General features: G+C 56.4%; 15 protein-coding genes and 1 pseudogene. 8 read left to right on the forward strand and 8 right to left on the reverse strand.

What is annotated here, in order from left to right; all coding sequences use genetic code 11:
* Positions 1–7 precede the first annotated feature (7 nt).
* Positions 8–847 (reverse strand): annotated as a pseudogene (locus CHN51_RS18850) (integrase core domain-containing protein); the annotation flags it as partial.
* Between the two features lie 307 nt (positions 848–1154).
* On the opposite strand from CHN51_RS18850, the gene CHN51_RS18855 reads away from it, so the two are divergent.
* The 5 genes from CHN51_RS18855 (at position 1155) to CHN51_RS18880 (ending at position 7118) form a co-directional block, all read left to right on the forward strand.
* Positions 1155–1823, forward strand: a complete 669-nt coding sequence (locus CHN51_RS18855; protein WP_240616993.1) for a cytochrome c oxidase assembly protein — start codon at positions 1155–1157, stop codon at positions 1821–1823.
* Positions 1820–2482, forward strand: coding sequence for a cytochrome b/b6 domain-containing protein (locus CHN51_RS20260; RefSeq protein WP_240616994.1), 663 nt, complete (start codon positions 1820–1822; stop codon positions 2480–2482). Before CHN51_RS18855 ends, CHN51_RS20260 begins: the two co-directional genes overlap by 4 nt.
* A gap of 322 nt (positions 2483–2804) precedes the next feature.
* On the forward strand, positions 2805–3515 hold the full coding sequence (locus CHN51_RS20265; protein ID WP_240616995.1) for a c-type cytochrome: 711 nt from the start codon (positions 2805–2807) through the stop codon (positions 3513–3515).
* Positions 3508–4533, forward strand: coding sequence for a c-type cytochrome (locus tag CHN51_RS18875; RefSeq protein WP_100095811.1), 1026 nt, complete (start codon positions 3508–3510; stop codon positions 4531–4533). The genes CHN51_RS20265 and CHN51_RS18875 overlap by 8 nt, the downstream gene beginning before the upstream one ends.
* The gene (locus tag CHN51_RS18880) at positions 4530–7118 is read left to right on the forward strand and encodes a cbb3-type cytochrome c oxidase subunit I (RefSeq protein ID WP_240616996.1); all 2589 of its coding nucleotides are present in this window, start codon (positions 4530–4532) and stop codon (positions 7116–7118) included. The genes CHN51_RS18875 and CHN51_RS18880 overlap by 4 nt, the downstream gene beginning before the upstream one ends.
* Positions 7119–7369: 251 nt before the next feature.
* Here the strand turns inward: CHN51_RS18880 and CHN51_RS18885 are convergent, their stop codons facing one another.
* From CHN51_RS18885 to CHN51_RS19630, 7 genes are all read right to left on the reverse strand, one after another.
* Positions 7370–8029, reverse strand: a complete 660-nt coding sequence (locus CHN51_RS18885) for a transporter (protein WP_346426357.1) — start codon at positions 8027–8029, stop codon at positions 7370–7372.
* Positions 8030–8195: 166 nt separating this feature from the next.
* The gene (locus CHN51_RS18890) at positions 8196–9164 is read right to left on the reverse strand and encodes a cation diffusion facilitator family transporter (protein ID WP_100095812.1); all 969 of its coding nucleotides are present in this window, start codon (positions 9162–9164) and stop codon (positions 8196–8198) included.
* 469 nt (positions 9165–9633) lie between these two features.
* Complete coding sequence (locus CHN51_RS18895) at positions 9634–10296, reverse strand: peroxiredoxin (protein WP_100095813.1); 663 nt, start codon at positions 10294–10296, stop codon at positions 9634–9636.
* A gap of 9 nt (positions 10297–10305) precedes the next feature.
* Complete coding sequence (locus CHN51_RS18900; protein ID WP_100095906.1) at positions 10306–11349, reverse strand: cysteine synthase A; 1044 nt, start codon at positions 11347–11349, stop codon at positions 10306–10308.
* Between the two features lie 73 nt (positions 11350–11422).
* Complete coding sequence (locus CHN51_RS18905; protein ID WP_100095814.1) at positions 11423–13045, reverse strand: multicopper oxidase domain-containing protein; 1623 nt, start codon at positions 13043–13045, stop codon at positions 11423–11425.
* Positions 13042–14883 (reverse strand): FTR1 family protein, encoded by a 1842-nt coding sequence (locus CHN51_RS18910; protein WP_240616997.1) that lies wholly within the window; start codon positions 14881–14883, stop codon positions 13042–13044. The genes CHN51_RS18905 and CHN51_RS18910 overlap by 4 nt, the downstream gene beginning before the upstream one ends.
* A 545-nt stretch (positions 14884–15428) precedes the next feature.
* Positions 15429–15656: a hypothetical protein gene (locus tag CHN51_RS19630; RefSeq protein ID WP_123906372.1), complete on the reverse strand. Its 228-nt coding sequence runs from the start codon at positions 15654–15656 to the stop codon at positions 15429–15431.
* Between the two features lie 286 nt (positions 15657–15942).
* Between CHN51_RS19630 and CHN51_RS18920 the strand changes: the two genes are divergently transcribed.
* The 3 genes from CHN51_RS18920 to CHN51_RS18930 are packed head-to-tail and all read left to right on the forward strand — an operon-like array spanning position 15943 to position 21602.
* Positions 15943–17196, forward strand: coding sequence for a TolC family protein (locus CHN51_RS18920; RefSeq protein ID WP_100095817.1), 1254 nt, complete (start codon positions 15943–15945; stop codon positions 17194–17196).
* Positions 17197–17207: 11 nt separating this feature from the next.
* Positions 17208–18353, forward strand: a complete 1146-nt coding sequence (locus tag CHN51_RS18925) for an efflux RND transporter periplasmic adaptor subunit (protein WP_100095818.1) — start codon at positions 17208–17210, stop codon at positions 18351–18353.
* Between the two features lie 3 nt (positions 18354–18356).
* Positions 18357–21602: a CusA/CzcA family heavy metal efflux RND transporter gene (locus CHN51_RS18930; protein ID WP_123906373.1), complete on the forward strand. Its 3246-nt coding sequence runs from the start codon at positions 18357–18359 to the stop codon at positions 21600–21602.
* Positions 21603–21608 lie beyond the last annotated feature (6 nt).

The raw sequence follows: 21608 nt of genomic DNA on the forward strand, positions 1-21608 counted from the left end.
GACGCTGTCATAAACGGAGTAGTCCACCGGTGGTGTTTTTTTGGAGACTCCAAGTGTCCGGTCCCGGCATTTGATGGGTTGGATTGAGCGTAAATCCGTTTGGTTCGGTTGTCCATATTTTGCAGATGTATTCGAAGGGAGTGAGCCCCTTGAGGGTCTTCAGCCGCCGACCATAATTGTTAGGCATTGATGAAGACGTGGAGATGCGCAGTTAGCTGCGCATGGCTGTCATTATGATATCGTTTGACGGTCGCCTCCTTGATTGTTCGGTTCATCCGTTCGACCTGCCCGTTGGTCCATGGATGCTTGATCTTGGTGAGCCGGTTCTTGATCGCATTTTCTTCACAGCACATGTCAAACATGTGAGTCATGTAGGTGGCGGTCGGGCCGTCAGCATAGCGCGGCGGGGAAGGTGAACGGAATACATTGTCGGTCACCACGGTGTGGGTTTTGTATGGCTCGGCCTTGATCAGGGAGACCAGAAAGGCTGAGACTGTCACCCGGTTCGCCTTGGCCACGAGCTGGACGAAGGCGAACTTTCTGGTGCGTTAAATGCCGACATATAGGTGAAGCTTGCCTTCTGCGGTTCGGACGTCGGCGATGTCGATATGGAAGTAGCCGATGGGATAGCTTTTGAACTTCTTCTTTGGCGCCTTGTCCCAGTCACTTCGGGCAATCGGCTGATCACGTGGTGCTGCAAACAGCGGTGCAGCGACGAGCGTGTCAGGAGCGGGATCGTTGCCTGCAATGCGTAGAGGCAGTCGTCCAGCGGCAGTAGTGTATGTCGACGGAAGGCAACGATGATGGCCTCTTCTTCGATGATCAGGACGGTGGACTTGGCATCCTTCCATTGAAGGCTGAATATTACACCATCAAATGCCGGGACTGAACACCAAGCGATCATGCTGTATTTTGATAAGGAGAGGGCGCCACATTATTTTATCACGTGCGCTAATCCAATCGTTTCAAATTCTATCTGCGTTCGGGGAATATTGATCCGGTAAGACTTGTCCATTCATCCTCTCTCAGGTTAGTGACCTTATAGCTTTTGACGTCCTGATTCCGACAGGACCTTCACGAAAGGTAAAGTTTTGCGCAATGATACTCAAATCTGGCTACCCTATTGCGGGTCAGGACCGACACCCGGCGAGTGGTTGGCCCGCTGGAACTTCGATCCATTAATTGGTCTTGGATTGTTAGCAGGCTTCATTATCTGGCACAGATGGGGAGCGCGCGAGGAGCGAACTGCGGCCGTTGCTGCGAGCGTCGTGGTGGTGGGGCTGTTTATGAGCCCCTTCTGCGCCCTCGGATCTGCATTGTTCGCAGTTCGCATAGTCCACGATGTAATCCTTGCTACAGTGCTTGCGCCTTTGATCATGCGAGCATTCGCGCTCGATCGCTGCAATTTTTCCGGAACGCTGATTCTCTGGACCGGCATACACGCATCCATTTTTCTCGGATGGCATGCACCGGTTCTTTATGAGGCTGCCATGAACTCCAGCCTAATGTTCTGGATTATGCAAATATCGATCACGGGTAGCGCGGCGATCTGGTGGAGCAGGGTATTGCGAGCACCTCCGACGAACGCGGTGGCGGCGTTGCTGGCAACGATGCTTGTCATGGGTTTGCTGGGCGCACTTCTAACTTTCGCGCTGGTTCCGCTCTATGCGCCGCATTATCTGACCGCCGCCGCCTGGGGGCTGACTCCGCTGGAAGACCAACAAATGGCCGGGGTCATTATGTGGGCTCCGGCGTCTTTCATCTACCTGCTCGCCGCTTTGGGCTTACTCTTTCGCTCGTTTCGACCCGAGCCGATCCGTTGATCAACGGGCTACGCGAGTGGGCTGATCGCTATCGCGGGCGCGGCAAATTCACTCCTGTAGGAGTAACGTTCCATTGGTTCATGGCCGCAGCTGTCCTGTACCAGCTGGTCTCTGGATGGGCCATGCAGCGTTATCTCGCCGGACCGGAAAAGCTGGAGGCCTATCGCCTGCATTCCGAAATTGGCATGACGTTGCTCCTTTTCGGGGCGCTGCGGCTACTTTGGCGGCTGATGGTGCCGGGGCCAATTAACGATGCTGACAATGCGGGGTGGCGTTCAAAACTGGCCTATGCGACCGAAGGTCTGTTTTATGCCCTGTTCGTGATACTGCCGCTTTCCGGCTGGACCCTTTGGTCTGCGATTCAGCCCGCACGACCGCTTTCACTCCTAGGACTCGTAACGGTCCCGGCCATGCCTTTTCGGGATATCTCGCCCGAGTGGCAATATTGGTTGCTCTATGTCTCCGAAATTGTGCATGTTGGCGCGGTCATTATTCTCGCTCCGCTGGTGCTGCTTCATACGATTGCGGCACTGAAGCATCATTTTTGGGATCGCGACGACGTTCTTGAGGGCATCTTGCCAGAGGTACCGGATAACCAGTGGCACCCGGGAGGGCCGAACTATAGTCGGCCAGGTGAGTCCTCTCATCCTCCGTCATAAGCCGACTGATGCGGAGCATCGTCCGGTTGCCGTACCTCTTTCCCGATGCCCAAGCTTCCAACTGCGATTTCAGATAAGGAGCGGGCTGGGCGGCGAGTGGCGGATTGCCTTTGCCGATGCCAGCACCATCAGTTCCGTGGCAGCTCGCACAAGAGGCAATGCCGCGCTTTGGATCGCCTTGCTCATAAAGTTTTCGAATAGCGCAATCGCCGACATTTGTAGCGCTGCTCGCCCTGGAGGGAACAGGAAGGCTCTCATAATAGGCGGAGAGCTTTTGCCGAGCCGGCCAGTCGAGGCGGCGGGCGATCCACGCCATTTGGTCATGTTTTCGTTGACCTTGCGAGAAATAATCCAACTGGCGCGCCAGATAGCCCCGATCAAGTCCGGCAAGACGCGGCGCAAGATTGCCATTCCCTTCGCCATCAAGACCGTGGCACGAAATGCAAGCACTACGTACGCCCGCATCACCGCCGCTCAAGGCTATAAGCTTGCCAGTCTGCTCGAACCGGTCCTGCCTAGGTTCAACTACATCACAACCGGACAGAAGATAGGAGGCAGAAATAACCAGATAAAAAATTCTATTCGTCATATTGGCAAGACCCGTTTAATCGGGCACATAATATTGACAATGGAGCAAGCAGGAAAGAAACGAAGAGGTCGAATGATCGGGTTGAACATGGCCATGATATTAAGCACGGCGCTGTTCGCTTGCAAGCAACCTCCAGATTCCCGTTACATACCTGATACGATAGCTACGGAGCAGGGACTTGCCATGATGAGGGAAGTCGGATGCGCGGCATGTCACGAGATCCCCGGCATCGCTTGGCCAGAGGGTCGCACTGGCCCTTCGCTAGTCGGCTTCGATGATATCGGTCCGATTGCGGGCACCCTTCCCAATACCCCTGAAAATCTTGCATTTTTTGTGCGCAATGCTCCGCTGGCCAAGCCTGGCTCTACCATGCCCGCCATGCCGCTTACAGAAGAAGAGGCTCGCGATGTCGCGGCGTATCTCTATATTATCGACGATGAATAGCAATTCCGGCATCGTCGAAGCGTGGTGGGGCTGGCCGCCACCGGTTCTGGACCCGGCTGGTCCCTATGCGGACAGTGTGATGGTGCTTACCTGGGCACTGATCGGCATGGGCGCTGTCGTCACCGCCATCGTTGTTGCAGCCCTCTATGTTGCCATCAAAGGGCCGGAGCGGCTCAAAACCAAACTAGGTGGCGAACGAGCCGTGTGGATCGGCGGGATCGCCTTTCCCGGAATCGTGCTCACCGGGCTGTTGGTATGGGGCCTCACGCTGACTGCTTCATTGACCCACGATATCACCGGCAACGAGATGCGGGTACGCGTCACCGGCTACATGTGGTGGTTCGACGTCGAATATCTCGACGAGTCCGGCAATGTCGTGATGCGTGATGCAAACGAGCTGCACCTGCCGGTGGGCAAGCCGGTGGTGATCGAACTTGCCAGCGCCGACGTGATCCACAGTTTCTGGGTGCCCCACCTGTCTGGCAAGAAGGACATGATTCCCGGGCGAACCAATTTGTTGCGTATCCAAGCTGACAAGTCCGGTCGATATGGTGGCGTATGCGCGGAATATTGCGGCGGACCGCATGCCCTGATGGGGTTCGTTACGGTGGCGCACGACGCGAGGGGATGGAGCGCGTGGTGGCAGTCGCGCTCCAGCGAGCGGCCCGAGGCAGCTGATCGGCACGTGCCGGGCGCTCTGCCTGCTGTGGCGCGCAACGTGTCATTGCGGGCCGACAGCGATGATCTGAACGGGCGACAGCTTTTCATGGATAGCGGCTGCGCCGCCTGTCACCGTGTCGCGGGCACACTGGCGAACGGTCTCGCCGGACCCGATCTTACCCATGTCGGCAGTCGCCTTACGCTGGGCGCAGGCATTCTCCCCAACAATCGCGGCACGATGATCGGGTGGATCGGAGATAGCCAATCGATTAAACCGGGCAACCGCATGCCGAGCTATGACATGCTCTCTGCCAAGGAGATGGAAGCTATTGCGATCTGGCTTGAGCAGCAGAAATGAGCGGCACGCCACTGCAGGATACTCGTGACGCGATGGCGGGGCGCAAGTCCGAAACTGGTTTCGACCACGACCTCTACAAGCTCTTTCCTACCCATCAACCTCGCCCCGAGGGCGAGATCGAGGAACTGGAGCGGATATGGGCCAATCCGAAGGGCTGGGGCCTGCTGACGGTCGTCAATAACAATTATATCGGTTTCTTCTACGTCGCGACCGCGTTCCTGTTCTTTCTGCTGGCCGGAATTCTGGCGTTGGGAATGCGCGTACAGCTGGCCGCGCCGATGCAGGAATTCCTGTCGCTGGAAACTTACAACCAGTTCTTCACCATGCACGGCACAGTGATGATGTTCTTGTTTGCGGTCCCGATGGTAGAAGCAATCGGCATAATGCTTTTGCCGCAGATGCTTGCAGCCCGAGACCTCCCATTCCCGCGCCTGTCCGCCTATGCCTTCTGGGCTTATTTTGTAGGCGGTCTGTGTTTCTTCGGCTCGCTATTCGTGGGCCTCGCGCCTGATGGCGGGTGGTTCATGTATCCGCCCCTCACATCGATGGCCTATAGCCCGGGTATCAATACCGATTTCTGGCTGCTCGGCATTGGCTTTATCGAGATCAGCGCGATCGCCGGGGCGATAGAAATCATCGTCGGCGTGTTGCGCACCCGTGCGCCGGGTATGACGCTTGATCGCATGCCTATGTTTGCCTGGGCGATGCTGGTTTTCGCCGTGATGATCGTGATTGCTTTCCCCAGTGTGATCCTCGGTACGCTGCTTCTTGAGATGGAGCGTGCTTTCAACTGGCCCTTCTTCGACCCGACGCGCGGTGGCGACCCGCTGCTGTGGCAACATTTGTTTTGGTTCTTCGGCCATCCGGAAGTCTACATTATTTTTCTACCTGCTGCGGGGCTGATGAGTATGATGGTCGCCACCATCGCGCGCACTGAGCTGGTCGGCTACAGGCTCAACGTGCTGGCGCTGGTCGCTACCGGTTTCATGAGCTTCGGAGTCTGGGCGCACCACATGTTCGCTACCGGAATGCCGGGCGTCTCGACCGGATATTTCAGCGCGGCGAGTATGGCGGTCTCGCTGCCTGCAGGTATACAAGTGTTCTGCTGGATAGCGACCTTGGCGGTGGGAAAGGTCCGCTGGTCGACGCCGGCATTGTTCATCATTGGCAGCATAGTGGTGTTCGTCATGGGCGGGCTGACCGGAGTGATGGTCGGCATGGTGCCATTCGATTGGCAGGCCCACGACACATACTTCATTGTTGCCCATCTTCATTATGTCCTTCTCGGCGGGATGGTGTTCCCTATGTTCGCCGCCTTTTATTACTGGAATGGCATGACATCGGAGACCCCGCTTTCGGAGAAGCTTGGCAAATGGGTGTTTTGGCTGATGTTCACCGGTTTGCACATCACCTTCCTGCCGATGCATTTGACCGGCCTCATGGGGATGCCACGCAGAGTCTATACTTATCTCCCGGATCGTGGGCTCGACCTACTCAATTTTATTTCAACCGCAGGCGCATTTACCATCGCCGCTGGCGTCCTTCTGTTCCTGATTGATCTGGCTCGTAATTTCCGTTTCACGACAGAACACGACGCGGGCAACGTCTACGGTGGGGGAACACTCGAATGGCTGCCGACTGGTATGTATTCTACCCGTTCGATCCCACTTGTACGCAGTCGCGAACCGTTGTGGGACGATCCCAGAATCTGCGAAGACGTAGCCGAGGGGCGTTATTTTCTCCCCAAAAGCGCGACCGGGTTGCGCGAGACGATCATCACCAGTCCAATTAATGCAGAACCACAATATCTCCAGATCATGCCCGGACCCTCGCCCTATCCGGTGGGTGCAGCGGTGTTCACCGCCTCCTTCTTCTTGTCGCTGACTATCCAGGCGTATGCATTTGCGGCGTTCAGCGGAGTCGCGGCGTTGCTGTGCGTGCTGCGCTGGTTGTGGGAAACCGACCGCCCGATCCTGCAGGACACCGCCGATATTGGCGCGGGCATCGCCGTTCCTATCGCAATTACCGGCCCTTCGAGCCATGGCTGGTGGGCGCTCAACACTTTGATGGTCGTGATGGCTATGATCATGTTCATGGGGTTGTTCAGCTATCTTTACCTCTATGGCATTCACCCGGAGGTCTGGATCGCACCGCCCGGACTTGCGCAAACCGGCGGGATTGCTGCGCTGTTGGCCGCGGGTTTGGGCGCGGCACGATTGTCTCGCCGCATTCTCGCGTCGAAGTCAAAAGGCCAATTCCCCGGGCAGGGACCGTGGTTGATGGCAGCGATAAGCGCATTGTTGCTCGCCACGGCGATCCAATGGGACTGGACGGGATGGACCGGCAGCGGACTGGCCCCGACAGCAAGTGGGCAGGGTGCGACCGTCTTTGCGCTGCTTGCATTCCAGGCGTGTACGGTCGCGATCAGCCTGATCATGGCGCTCTATCTGGGTTATCGCAGCGGTAAGGGACTGCTTGTCGGGCCGAGTAACGTGACATTGGATGTGGTCGTTCGTTTTCTTCAATATACTGCTCTCCAGGGACTTGCCGTCGCGCTTTTCGTCCGGCTCTTTCCCGGAGTCTGACGGTATGACGCGCAACTATCGGAACCGAACTGATTGGCTGACCCCGGCGCTGGCGCTTTCGGTCTGGGCCGCTCATTTCTTCCTTCTCTGGGCTGGAAGCAGCATCTTTCCCGGGCAACCAGCTGCGCGCTGGATCGCCGCCGTGCTTACGGTAATGGCCGGAGGGACGCTCTACTGGCTCTGGAGACGGTCTCAGAACCGGTCGTCAACGTCGACTTCGGGACTTGGATTGGCGATTGCGGCTCTCGGCGTTAGCTACGGTTTCGTACCCGCGATCCTGGCGTGAAGTGGGAAAACGGCTCTTTGCTCGTCGTTCCGTCGCCAAAACCGACCTGACAATATACGTAGGCTACCATCGCCTGTTCTAGCATCAGAAGCAGGAGAAAGCCGCCGAAGAACATTGATGTGACAAAAGGCCCGTCGGGTGCCTCGTGCGCTTCCAACAATAGTTCCTCGGTCACCAGATAGAGCAACGCGATGAGTCCGAAAGAGAACAGCCCTGTCAGCAACGGGGCGGGCAGGACGGCGGCGGCTCTTCCGGCCAAGGCACCAAGTGGCAGAAGCAATCCGACGGCAGTCACCGTTGGCAGGAGCTTGCCGGTACGCCAACCGCGCGCGGCAAGTCCGAGCGCGAGGGCGACGCCGATAAATAAAACCTCTAATGATAGTGCGATAGTAAGCAAAAGACCGGACTGCAGGGCTGCGACGAAGCCGATTCCCAGCACTAGGCCGTCGGCGAATAGATCGGCCCCGATGAGAGTGGTAAGCGCAAGCGCGCCTTCGCGCTGTTCTCCCAATCGCCTAATCGCCAGCATGAGCACGCCGCCAAGCGCTCCACCCACGAGAACTGCGACAGGAGAACCGGCGTGCTTGAGATCGGGAAGGATCTCGCCTGCCGCCGCTGCAAACACCACCCCTGCGGCAAGATGCTGAACGCCTGCTGTGAAGGCTCGTCCAGGCCTACGTCAGCTGGCGTAGGCTGCACCAGCGACAACGGCCACAAGCGGTATAAGAGTATAGAGTAGCGCCTGCATTCGCTGGAATCTGCTTTTCAATCTGCACCGCTTGGCGATATTATTAGTGACTGTGAGATTGCCCCTCCGCAGCACTTCGGCGGTGAGTGGGGACAAGATCCGCATCGCATTCACTTTCACTGCAGGGCTCGAGTGTCGCGTGCCCAATATGGAAATCTTCAGCAAGACGCATCTTAATTGCGGTTTTCAAACTCTCAAAATTTTCGAGCGAAGCGGCCTCAAGCACAACATGTGCCTCAAGCGCGCGTACGTGCTCACCAAAATTCCAGATATGCACATGGTGGACCCGCGCGATGCCGTCGTGCTGCCGCAGCGCTTCCACGATCTGGTCAAACTCTAGGTCGCCAGGAACCGAACCCATCAACAGCCGGACAGTCTTGGGAAAGAGCGAAACGCCCTGCCAAATAACGTAGCTAGCGATAACCAACGTTATGATGAGGTCAGCGACGTAGAGGTCATAAAGGATTATCAGGATGCCCGCAACGATCACGCCCACTGACGCTAGCGCATCCGAGACATTGTGAAGAAATGCAGCTTTCATGTTGATGCTGTCATGCGCACCCCGATAAACGATTATCGCCGTCACCAGATCGATCACCAATGCTATCCCGGCAACCCAGATGACCGTCCACCCTTCTACTGGCTGCGGATCGGCAAACCGATTGATCGCTTCCACGATGAGATAAAAGCCGATAATGAGCAATGTTGTAAGATTGATGAGCGCTGCGACCACTTCGCCCTGAGCGTAACCAAAAGTCATGAGCTTGTCGGCAGGACGTCTACCGATTTTACGCGCAAACCAAGCGAGACCTAGCGAGGCGGCATCGCTGAAATTGTGCAACGCATCGGCAATAAGCGCCAGAGAGCCCGACAGGATACCGCCCACGATTTGCGCAACGGTCAGCAACATATTTATCGAGACCGCGAAAATGAGCTGCCGGTCGCTCAGATTTTCTTCGCCATGGCTATGACCGTGAGTGACGTGTTCGGCGTGGGCGTGGTCAGTTGCCATTATGAACCTTTTCTTTGCAAGCTATCACCGAATTATAACAGGCTGAAGATTCGGGATTTTCAGAAAAGTTCGATGGCCATTGATAAAAAAGCTCTTCAAGCCAATAAAAACCACCGCAAACCCGAGGATGGTTGTAGGCAAACGGGAGCGCGGCATTTTTGATCTTTTCCCTCCATGCGTAAACTCAGGCATAAGGATATTGACGGCTACCATCAACACAAAAACGGTTCCGAATGTTAAGGTATCGGATTTCGTGCAAATGGCGCATGTGCTCCTCGGCAGATATACGCTCACGGGGACGGCCGTCAATCCAGGCGCTTAGCTGAGACCTCAGGATTGCCGGTGCTAACTGTCAATTCATAGATTTGAAATCATTGTAACATCGCTTGATGCCTCATCCCATACTTCAGAAGACGAACAGTAGCTATAGCGAGCGTCTACTGATCATTTCAGCATGGCCGTCACATGATCAATCGGTCGGTTGTGGTATTACGCGTAAATAGGACTTCTTGGTATCCCAGCCAGCAGGATATTTGGCTTTGGCATCTTCGTCCGACAGGGTCGGCGGGATGATGACATCATCGCCGTTTTGCCAGTTGACAGGCGTTGCCACACCCTTCCTTTCTGTGAGTTGCACCGAATCCAGCAGCCGGAGAACTTCATCGAAATTACGGCCGCTGCTCATAGGATAAAGCAACATCGCACGGATTTTCTTGTCCGGACCAATGATGTAAACAGTGCGTACGGTCGCATTATTAGCGGCGGTCCGGCCTCCCGCATTGCCGGTCTCGTCAGCTGGCAACATGTTGTAAAGCTTGGCGACCTTGAGGTCGCTGTCGCCGACCACCGGATAATCGACTTTATTACCGCTGACCTCCTCGATATCGGGAAGCCAGTCGCGATTATCTTCGCTGCTGTCGACCGAAAGGCCCAGGATCTTAGTATTGCGCTTCGCAAATTCCTCGCCGAGCCCGGCCATATAACCTAACTCAGTCGTGCAAACCGGAGTAAAGGCCTTGGGATGAGAGAAAAGGATCGTCCAACTTTCACCCATCCAATCATGAAAGCCAATGGTACCCTGGGTCGTTTCCGCTGTGAAATCGGGGGCTGTCGAGCCAATTGAAAGTGTCATGAAAAACTCCTATTTTTCGTGGGGGAGGTAGGGGACGTCGAATTCGACGCTTCGGGTGAGAAAATCGGGCACGTGAAATCCTTTTTCGCGCAGGAATACCGAGTTGAAGAGGCGTGATTGATAGCGTGAACCTGAATCACACAATATGGTGACGATGGTATGGCCGGGCCCCAGTTCCCGAGCCAGCCTGATCGCTCCTGCGACATTCACACCTGAAGAGGTACCGAGGTTGAGGCCTTCTTCCTCCAAAAGAGCGAAGGTGATGTCGAGCGCCTCCTGATCTGGGATGCGGTAGGCATGGTCAATTTCCAGCCCCTCAAGATTGCCCGTAATGCGACCCTGACCAATGCCTTCGGTAATTGAGCTGCCTTTGGCCTTGAGTTCGCCCGTGGTAAAGTAGCTGTATAGTGCGGCTCCGGGCGGATCGGCAATGCCGATCCTGATATCCGGATTGCGCGCGCGCAGTGCTTGTGCGGTGCCGGCAAGCGTGCCACCGGTTCCGACCGCGCAAATAAATCCATCAACCTTGCCATCCGTCTGGTTCCAAATTTCCGGACCGGTCGTCTCTATATGTGCGCGGTGGTTTGCCCGGTTATCGAATTGATTGGCGAACACCGCTCCGTCTTTCCTATTCCTCGCAAGCTGCTCGGCGAGGCGACTGGCAATTTTTACGTAATTGTTGGGGTTGCTATACGGTACAGCCGGAACCTCAACGAGTTGGGCACCCAGACTATGAAGCGTATCCTTCTTTTCCTGGCTTTGGGTTTCAGGTATAACGATAACCGCCTCCATGCCCAGCGCATTGCCGACCATGGTCAGACCGATCCCCGTATTGCCCGCCGTACCCTCGACGATCATACCGCCTCTTGACAGAAGGCCTTGGTCCATGGCGTCACGAACGAGATAAAGTGCCGCGCGGTCCTTGACCGACGCGCCAGGATTCATGAACTCCGCCTTGCCCAATATTTCGCATCCGGTTTCCTTCGAAGCGCGGCAAAGCTTGACTAACGGAGTGTTGCCGATCGCGGCAAGTATATCAAAACAGACGGGCATCATTTTAAGGTAAGACTCCTTGTGAAGAATTCAACCGCAGAGCCCGAATACATCTCGTTGATTTGCATTAATCTCATACGACGACGAACTGCCCCATCATACCGGCGTCCTCGTGTTCCAGGATGTGGCAATGATACATGTAGGGCAGGTCCGGGTCGGTATATTCCTCGAACCGCAAAATAACCCGAACGACCTCGCGCGGTGCCACGGTGACTGTATCCTTTAGCCCTCGTTCTTCCGGGCCAGGCGCGCGACCATCGCGGTCGAGCACGCGGAATTGCACATCGTGAATATGAAAGGGATGGGCCATCATCGAAGCATTCTCAATCTGCCAGATTTCTGAGGTGTTGACTTTTACCTTCTCGTCGATGCGCTGCATATCCATGGACTTGCCGTTAATTGTAAAGCCGCCGCCGCGCATCATACCCATGCCCATCCCCATATTGAGGACAAATCTGCGCGTCCGGACCGCATCTGTCGGATCGACGCGAGGCAAGGACAGCAGCCGGGTGGGCATGGTGATCGCTTTGCGCCGTTGAGCCGCAGGACGGATATTCAGCACCGTGAAGCGCTGCCTTTCGTTCATCATGCCCTCGCCGTTTGCACTCATCCCGCGATCCATCATTTCTCCGCGACCCTCAGGTCTGTCCCACATGCCGCCGCCCATTCGATCGTTGCCGCTCATCATGTCGCGGTTTTGCATCCCGCCGCCTCCCATCATCCCCATCATTCCCATCATTCCCATCGTCTCGATGCTGTCCGCCAAAAACGTGACCGGACTGCCATCACTTAGATCGACCACGATTTGCGTCCGCTCTCCAGGGGCAAGCACGACATTGTTCGTACGATATGGCTGTTCCAGGAGACCGCCATCGCTTGCGACCTGAGCGAAGCTGCGGCGGTCGTCGAATGCAAAGCGATAGAAGCGGGCGTTCGAACCATTGAGCAAGCGGAGCCTCAGGAGATTGCTGCGCGCCTCGAATACCGAATTAACGGTACCGTTGACGAGCATTGTATTGCCCGTCATTCCCATCATGAGATTGCGCATTGACGTGGAATAAGACAGGCTGCCGTCGCGGTTGAAGGCCCGGTCCTGCACGATCAGCGGAACATCATCGATCCCGTAATCGTTCGGCAGATCGAGCCGCTCGCTTTCAGTATCACGCACATAGATCGCGCCAGCCAATCCTTGATAGACCTGCGGGCCGGACCGCCGGTGTGCGTGCGAATGATACCAGAACATTGATGCCCGCTGACGCACCTCGAAGCTTGGCGACCATGTGCTGCCGGGCGCTATCGGCTGATGCGGTCCGCCATCCGCGCGGGCTGGTAAATGGAAGCCGTGCCAGTGTACCGTTGCCGTCTCGGAAAGCTCGCTGCTGACGTTCATCCGAACGGTGTCGCCAGCATACATTTCGAGTGTTGGGCCGAGATAAGGTTGGTTGATACCGATGGTGGGCGTATCGACGCCCTTCAAGAAACGTGAGGTGCCCCGCTGCAGATTCAGATCAAATATCCGGACACCACCTTCAACTTTGCCAGGATAAAGCGTGGGTATCTGCAGTGGATTGACAGAGCCAGAGGATATATATGATGACCGTCCGCCTCCAAGAAATTCCCGCGCAGCGATGCCTCCGATCACTAGCACGCCGCCGCCGATCGCTGCTCCTCCAAGGAGGGAGCGTCTGTTTATCATGAGTTTTTCTCCTGCGGTTTATGAGGAAGGGGATCACTCTCCTGAATATTTCTCCAGAAACCGAACGCGATGATCACAATCAATAAGAACTGCGCTATGAGCGGCTGCGACGCCGGGAAGACGCCAAGCATTTCAATGCGGGGCACGAATGGCCACGGCGTAATGCCGACCATTCCCGCCTCCTGGAGCCCCGCGACACCTTTGCCGATCAACACCACCGCCAATATGGCAATAAGGATCGCGCTGTAGCTAAGTAATTTCCCTATGGGTAGCTTGCGGCTATATCGCAGCATCGCCCAGGCGATTGCTACCAAGAATCCAATGGCTGTGCCCGCGCCCGCCAGAACTGCCACCCCGTTTCGTTCGGTCCACAACGCGGCGTAGAATAAGATTGTCTCGAAAACTTCCCGGTAGACCACGAGGAAAGCAAGACCGAACAGGAACCAGCTGGATCCCAGCGAAAGCGCCTTACTCATGGTTTTCTGGATATAACGTTGCCATTCGCCGGCCTGCGACTTGCCGTGCATCCAAATGCCCACAGAGACCAGCACTGCCGCTGCGAGTAGAGAGCCTAATCCCTCGGTGAGCTCACGGCTTGCGCCGCTGACGGCGATTAGCCGGGTGGCTGCGAACCATGTCGCTGCTCCCCCGGCCAGCGCGGCAACCCATCCTGCATGGACGTAGCGGATGCCTTCTGGGCGACCCGCCTTGCGCAGAAAGGCGGTCATGGCGACGACGATCAGAAGCGCCTCAAGCCCTTCGCGAAGCAAAATTGTAAACGAGCCTACAAAGCTCGACACCCAGTCTCCTGCCTCTTGCTCGAGAACATTGTCCGCTTGATCGAACAATTCGACCAACTCACTCGCTTGTAGTCGCACCTCTGCAGTTGTCGCACCCCGGCCAATCGCCGCTCTCAGAGCGCCCATCGAGCTTTCAATCTGGGTCAGGAGTCCCGCATCTCGCACCGCCAACATCGGTTCGAGTGGCTCGAAACCATCAAGATAGGCAGATAATGCAAGATCAGCAGCCCGGTCCCGGTCGCCGGAATCATAGGCTGAAACACTCGCGCGCAGCCGCGCGCGGGCGATATCGAGTCCCGCCGCACGACTGGCTGTCGCTTTCTCGGGTGTTTGGCGCAAAAATGCGATTAGGGCGTGAGCCTTTTCCTCGCCGATATCTTGCGTCAGTTGCGCCCGTGTTATCTGAGTAAGCGCCTCAAGATTCGAAAACCGCTGGCGCAAGTCCGCGTCAGCATCCCATATCTTCGCACCCTTGCGTGCATCGGCTTCGGAGAATGCGAATGCGCCGACATGGAAGGCCAGTGCCCATTGATCTGCACTGTCGAGCTGCGCAAAGCTCGCCATCGCCGTGCCGTCAATCCCTTGGTTGATGACTTGATAGAGGCTGAAAACGCTACGTTGTCGGGCCCTGGACATGTCGGTGAAAGCGGCAGGCGGCGGGTCCAATCCTGCAGCGCCCGAACCGTCTCCACCCCCGGTCGGTCCGTGGCAGGATGCACATTGCTGCGCGTAAAGAGAAGCTGTGCGCGACAGATTGGGCATCGCGGAAGGAGCCAAGGCCACAGGGTAGGCGAGCAACACTTCACGGCCTAGCGCGCGCGCAAGTTCGGCTACTTTGTCAGCCGGTGCCTTATCCGCTATTGCGCGCTTTAACCGATCGGCCAGTCTGATTAGATCGGGCTTGGTAGCGGTGAGGGGAAGGCCCGCGATCCGCTCGCTCGCGGATTGGGAAAATTCTACCATTTCAATATATTCGCCGCGACTGGTAACAACTCCTTCGGAAACTGCTGCGGAATAATCGACTGCAATATAGTCCAAGAGCCTCCAAGCAGTAGCTGCGTCAGGCTGTTCCGAGCCAGCAGCGAATGCTGGCGCACTGTTGCTCGACGCAATAAAGAGCGCAGTCACGATAATCTGTAATATAAGCCGCATCACATTCTTGCGCCCTCTTTGAACCTTACAAGCTTGGGCATCACGCGAATCGCCAACCCACATATGAACTGCATACTTGCTCTAGTGGCTACAGGATCAAGAAGTTTCTTGTTCGCAATTGCTATAGCTTAATCTCGGACGAATATCTTTAAAGCTGATCTCGACAATCGCGAACTCCTCGTCGCACGTCTCGCCGTGCGATCCATTTCGCTATCCAGTTTAGGCAGTCGGCGCGTGAAAAAACGGCATGGTTGACGTTGATGTGGGGAGACTCCGGGCGAGATTCTGTTCCATCGGGATTGTCACGCCGATCTTCAGGTTGAGGATGTCTGCAAATGCCATAACCCGTCTTACGCAGTGTAATTGGCGGCTTGGACAAGCATTCCGGTGGGCGGCGAAGCTGCTGAGCGAACTGGCTTGGGATGTCATGATCATGGGACGATTAATTCTTTGACGGAAGCCACCTCTATTAACTGAAAGGCTCGGGCATTTTTCTCTTTCTTTTTATTCTTCGAGAGATTAAGAGCCAGCCAGATGAAAAAATGGTTGCACATAATTGTTAGTCTTTTTCTCGTTACGGGAATGACGGCGGGGGCGATGGCTGAAGCTGCCGAGCTGGATTCCAGTTCGTGCTCCAGTGCTGTTGCGTCAGTAGACAATTGTGTAGACTTTTCGAAGCAAGGCGACGATAAGCAGCCCGATCCTACGAAAACATCGACTAATTGTAGCGGCTGTCATGGCCATCAAATTGGTATCCCTGAGCTAGTCGTCCAACCGCCCGAGCTTATTGTGGTAGCTCAGGTCAAGCTGGTGCGAGGCGACTCAAATCTTCCCCCACCGGATCATTCAGACACCTTCCGACCTCCGATATTCTGACAATTGAACTTTGGCCAGACTTGGCCTCGGCGCTTGCCGTCAGTTTGTCATTAGAGGAAGTTTCCATTCATGTTTGCCATCATTTGGCGAGGTGCCCTTTTATCCGGGCTTGGCCTCGCCCTGTTCACCGAACCCCTCGGTGCACAGGACCGTACAGTCCTGTCGCTCGAAGATGCCTTGAGCCTTGCCGGAGTTTCCGGCAGCGCGCCGGGCGCCGAAAACAACCCGCGCCTCGTCGGTCCGCGAGCTGAGACCGAGGCGGCTCGCGCACTCATCGACCAAGCCCGTTTGCGGCCTAATCCAGAAGTTTCTTTTGAGGCGGAAAACATCGCCGGAACCGGCGCTTTTTCAGGCCTTAGAGCAACCGAATACACTCTTTCCTTTGGCCAGCGACTTGAATTGGGTGGCAAGCGCGGGTCGCGCATACGTTCGGCTGAGGCAGAGGCTCGCGTCACCGCGCTTCGGGGTGACCTTTCAGCTGCCGGGCTCGCACTGTCGGTCCGCGAGCGCTATGTCGGAGCTATTGCGGCTTCCGCCCGCCTTGAGCTGGCGCGTGATATTGTCGAGCGCAACAGTGAGCTTGCGCGCATTGCAGGTGTTTTGGTTGAAGTAGGGAGGGAGCCGCCGTTGCGTGCGCTGCGTGCCCAGGCTGCACTTGCCGAAGCGCAGGCGGCCCTCGAAGCCGCTCAGGTAAGCGATCTTGCCGCCCGCAGCGCGCTCGTCGCCTTGTGGGGGGAAAGCGCGCAACTCCCAGTGGTTCAACCGGTTTTCCCTAAGATTGAACCGCCCGCAGCACTTCTGGCTAGTGATACATCGCTGCGTTTGCAGATCGCCCGGGCCGAGCGTGAAGCGGCTGGTGCTGCTATTGATCGGGAGAGGTCTCTCGCCGTGCCAGATCCAGTCATCTCGGCCGGTGTCCGCCGGTTCGAGGAAAGCAAGGACAATGCCTTTTTGGTTGGAGTGACGATCCCTCTGCCTTTCGATAACCGTAATCAGGGTAACATCGCTGCTGCACAATCACGGCTTCGCGCTGCAAGCGCGCAAGAAGCGATAATCAGGACGGACTTCGAGCTTGCAATCACCCAAGCCCGATCACGGTATCTGGCGGCCGAAACTCGAGCCGAAACCTTGTCTGAATCATCGCTACCTCAAGCTGAGGAAGCGTTGCGGCTCGTTCGGATTGGCTACCGCAACGGTAAGTTTTCGCTAATTGAGGTCCTCGCCGCTGCCGAGGCACGCGACGGCATCCGCGAAGCTTTAATCCAAGCTAGGGAAGATCGGGGCCAGCTAGCGGCGCAACTGATCTGGCTGGCTACCCAATGAGGAATTTTTTCATGAATCGTACACGTGTGGCCATCTTGATCGGCCTTATCATTCTGGTCGTCGCCGGTGCTGTGATGTTCTGGCCCGATGAAACGTCTACTCCGGTGCCGCAAGAAGCTACCGCCGAAGTTGAGGAAGGGCATGACGAAAGTCTTGTTGAAATGGATGCTGCGGGCATAAAAGCGGCGGGCATCGCAACCGAAGCAATCCAGGCCGGCGGCCTTGGTGCAGAAGTCATCGCGCAGGGTATGGTTACTGCTGCGCCTGACGGGGAGGCGGTCCTGACTGCCCGGGCGGACGGCGCAATTACCCGTGTGGTCAAGCGCCTCGGTGATTATGTGCGTGCGGGAGAGCCGATCGCCTTTCTTGAAAGCCGCGATGCATCGGATATTGCCGCTGAACGCAGCGCTGCGGCTGCCCGCGCAGCGGTGGCCCGATCTGCTTATGCGCGCGAGAAAAAATTGTTCGACGAACGGGTTACAGCTCGGCAGGATTTGGAATTGGCACAGGCTGAGCTGGCCGGAGCCGAAGCTGAATTGCGGCGAACCCAATCAGCTGCGACCGCCGCCAAAATCACTGGTGACGGGCGCTACCTTGCAGTATCGAGCCTGATCTCAGGTCGGATCACGAACGCCAACGCAACGCTTGGGAGTTATGTAACTGCAGGCACAGAGCTTTACCGTGTCGCTAATCCGTCGAAGGTTCAGATTGAAGCCGCGGTGGGGTCGGTTGAAGTTCAGCGACTTGCGATCGGTGACGAGGCGACGGTCGAGTTGCCCGATGGCCAAACAATCCAGTCTCGCGTGCGTGCAATCACGCCTGGTCTTGGCGGTGAAACGCGTTCGGCCACCGCTGTGCTCGACGTGCGGGGAAGTCTGCAGCCCGGGCTTCCTGTGCGCGTTCGCCTGATGCCGCGCCGCGGTGAGACCTCGGATGCTATTGTTGTGCCGGAGGAATCGCTGCAAACACTCGAAGGCAATGATGTTATCTTTGTTAGAACCCCTGATGGGTTCCGCGCACGCAATGTCACTATTGGGCGGCGCAGTGCCGGCCGTGTTGAAATTGTTAAAGGACTCAAGTCGGGCGAAAAAATCGCAACCACCAACGCATTTTTACTCAAGGCCGAACTCGGCAAGGGCGAAGGCGGGGAGCACTAGATCATGATTGCACGACTTATTGCGCTTTCCGTCCGCGCACGCTGGACGGTCCTGTTCCTGTTCCTTGCTGTAGCCGCCTTTGGCACCTGGCAGTTGTTCCAGCTTCCGATTGATGCCGTACCCGACATCACGAGTAACCAGGTGCAAATCAACACGGCCGATCCGCGTCTTTCGCCAGAGGAAATAGAGAAGCTGGTCACTTACCCGGTCGAAATCTCTCTGGCCGGTATCCCGGGACTCGAGACAACCCGCTCAATATCGCGCAACGGATTCAGTCAGGTTACGGCGATCTTCTCCGAATCCACCGATCTGTATTTCGCCCGGCAACAGGTGGGCGAGCGGCTAACCCAAGTTACCGAAAACCTGCCCGCCGGCGTGCAGCCACAGATCGGCCCAGTTACCACCGGCTTGGGCGAAATTGTGATGTATACCGTTGGCTACACCAATCCCGATGGGAAGGGTGCAAAGAAGGTCCCCGGGCGGGCTGGCTGGCAGCCGGATGGTAGCTATCTCACGCCCGAAGGCGAATTGCTGACCGACGAGATTTCGAAAGCCGGATATCTGCGAACAGTGCAAGACTGGATCATTGGTCCTCAACTGAAGGCGGTGCGCGGTGTTGCGGGCGTCGATTCAATTGGCGGTTATGCCAAGACATTCGTCGTCGAACCCGACCCGATCAAATTAACCAATTACGGAATTTCCTACAGCGAACTCGGCGAAGCTTTGGAAAATGCCAATCTGGCGGTAGGTGCCAATTTTTACAACCGTAAAGGTGAAGCCTATCTCGTCCGCGTCGATGCACGCGTGCGCTCCGGTGATCAAATCAGCAATGCAGTGGTCGCAACGCGCGGCGGGGTTCCGATCACGGTTGGTCAGATCGCCAACGTCAAGGTTGGTGGCGATTTACGCACCGGTGCAGGCAGCCTGAACGGCCAGGAAGCCGTAATCGGCACCGTCCTTATGCTGATCGATCAGAACAGCCGAATTGTGGCGGAATCGGTATCGGAAAAAATTGACCAGGTTTCGAAAACGCTACCGCCCGGGGTCGATGTCGAAATTGTTCTGAACCGCGCCGAATTGGTTGGCGCGACGGTCGGAACGGTTGAATCCAATCTCACCGAGGGTGCTTTGCTGGTGGCGGTTGCGCTCTTCTTGCTATTGGGCAATTGGCGTGCGGCGATCATCGCCGCTCTGGTTATTCCGTTCTCCTTTCTGATGATGGCAACTGGGATGAACACATTCGGCGTGCCAGGTAATCTCATGAGCCTGGGCGCGCTCGATTTCGGCCTGATCGTCGATGGCGCGGTCATTATCATTGAGAATTGTCTCGCACGATTGGCCCATCGCCAGGAACAGGAAGGGAGGCTACTGGCCCTTAATGAAAGGCTAGAGGAAACAATGCATGCGGCGCAAGAGATGATCAAGCCGACTGTATTCGGTCAGGCGATCATTCTCCTCTCATTCGTGCCGCTGCTGATGTTTACCGGTGTCGAGGGCAAGACCTTCTCGCCAATGGCGATTACGATCATGCTGGCGCTGTTCTCGGCATTCATTCTTTCGATCACGCTAGTACCTGCGCTGGTGGCGCTGCTCATTCGCGGGCGCGTTGCCGAAAAAGAAGTGTGGATGATCCGTAAGAGCAAGGACCGCTACCTGCCTCTGCTAGACAAGGCGCTTGCCCGACCTATGCCGTTTATCGCCGGGGGCTTGGCATTCTTTCTGGCGGCATTCCCGGTCTTTGGATTGCTCGGCTCGGAATTCATTCCTCAACTTGACGAAAAGAATCTGGCAATTGCCTCTACGCGCGTCCCGTCGGTCAGCGTTGATCAATCCCTTACGATGCAGCGCAAGGTAGAGGCGGCTGTTTCCAAGCTTCCTGAAGTCGAGTTGATGTTTTCGAAGACTGGTACGGCCGAGGTTGCTACGGATCCGATGCCGCCCAATATTTCTGACGGGTTTGTAATCCTGAAGCCGGATGAAGAATGGCCGGCCGGAGTGGATAGCAAAGCAGACGTCGTTGAACGGATCGAGGAGGCCGTGAGCGGTCAGCTCGGGCAGGTCTACGAAGTCAGCCAGCCAATCGAGCTGCGCTTTAACGAGCTCATTTCGGGCGTACGCGGTGACGTGGCAATCAAGCTCTATGGTGACGATCTCGACAAAATGTCACAGACTGCAAATGAAATGGTGCAGGTTCTTCAGGCCATTCCAGGTGCGGCAAGCGTGAAGGCGGATCAGGTCGGGGGTGCGCCCTTGCTCGATGTGAAGCTGGATAGGGCGATGATCGCTCGTTATGGGCTTACCGTCAAGGAGGTGGCGGACACTGTTGCTTCAGCAATGGGTGGGCGGGAATCCGGACTACTCTACGAGGGCGACCGCCGTTACGATATCACTGTGCGTGTGCCCGATGAAACGCGGATGAACCTTGACGATATTCGTGCGCTTCCAGTGTTGTTGCCCGAAGAACCCGGCGAAATCCGCCAGCAGATCCCGCTGTCGCAAGTTGCCAATATCCAGTTGACTGAGGGGCTTAATGAGATACGGCGCGAAAACGGAAAGCGCCGGGTGGTTGTCCAGATGAATTTGGAGGATCGCGATGCAGGGTCGTTCGTGGAGGAAGCGCAGGCAAAAATCGCCGAAGTGGATCTGCCTACCGGCTATTATCTGGAATGGGGCGGACAATTCCAGAATTTGCAAGCGGCAACCGCGCGACTGTCGATTGTGGTGCCGCTCGCCTTTGTTGCCATCTTCGGCCTGCTGTTCATGGCACTCGGGTCGGCAGGCCGGGCAACTGCAGTCTTCCTGACTTTGCCACTGGGATTAGCGGGAGGCATCTTTACGCTCGCTCTAACCGGTATCAACTTCTCCGTTTCGGCAGCGGTTGGTCTTATCGTACTGGCCGGTGTTTCGGTTCTGAACGGTCTGGTTGTGATGACGGCCATTCGTGAACGTCAGGAGCACGGATTGCCATTGGTTGAGGCTATCCGGGAAGGCATGGCCGAGAAAATGCGTGCAGTCATTATGACCGGATTTGTTCCGGCCATTGGTTTCATTCCAATGGCAATCGCTACCGGGACAGGAGCCGAAGTCCAGAAGCCGCTCGCGGTTACGGTCATCGGCGGATTGATAGCTGCCACTATCCTTACTCTTTTGGTGTTGCCGTCAATCGCGAAGATTGTGCTCGGCGCAATCGAAAACCGCAAGCGCAAGCGGACCGAGAATGCCCCGGAGGCTGCGCCAGAACCGGCATAAAGGAGA

Source organism: Sphingorhabdus sp. YGSMI21, assembly GCF_002776575.1.
In the GTDB taxonomy this organism is placed as follows: Bacteria; Pseudomonadota; Alphaproteobacteria; order Sphingomonadales; family Sphingomonadaceae; genus Parasphingorhabdus.

Coding starts and splice junctions, on each gene's coding strand:
- CHN51_RS20265 (WP_240616995.1), top strand. CDS start 2,805: ATGTTTTCGTTGACCTTGCGAGAAATAATCCAACTGGCGCGCCAGATA.
- CHN51_RS18875 (WP_100095811.1), top strand. CDS start 3,508: ATGAATAGCAATTCCGGCATCGTCGAAGCGTGGTGGGGCTGGCCGCCA.
- CHN51_RS18880 (WP_240616996.1), top strand. CDS start 4,530: ATGAGCGGCACGCCACTGCAGGATACTCGTGACGCGATGGCGGGGCGC.
- CHN51_RS18890 (WP_100095812.1), bottom strand. CDS start 9,164: ATGGCAACTGACCACGCCCACGCCGAACACGTCACTCACGGTCATAGC.
- CHN51_RS18895 (WP_100095813.1), bottom strand. CDS start 10,296: ATGACACTTTCAATTGGCTCGACAGCCCCCGATTTCACAGCGGAAACG.
- CHN51_RS18900 (WP_100095906.1), bottom strand. CDS start 11,349: ATGCCCGTCTGTTTTGATATACTTGCCGCGATCGGCAACACTCCGTTA.
- CHN51_RS18905 (WP_100095814.1), bottom strand. CDS start 13,045: ATGATAAACAGACGCTCCCTCCTTGGAGGAGCAGCGATCGGCGGCGGC.
- CHN51_RS18920 (WP_100095817.1), top strand. CDS start 15,943: ATGTTTGCCATCATTTGGCGAGGTGCCCTTTTATCCGGGCTTGGCCTC.
- CHN51_RS18925 (WP_100095818.1), top strand. CDS start 17,208: ATGAATCGTACACGTGTGGCCATCTTGATCGGCCTTATCATTCTGGTC.
- CHN51_RS18930 (WP_123906373.1), top strand. CDS start 18,357: ATGATTGCACGACTTATTGCGCTTTCCGTCCGCGCACGCTGGACGGTC.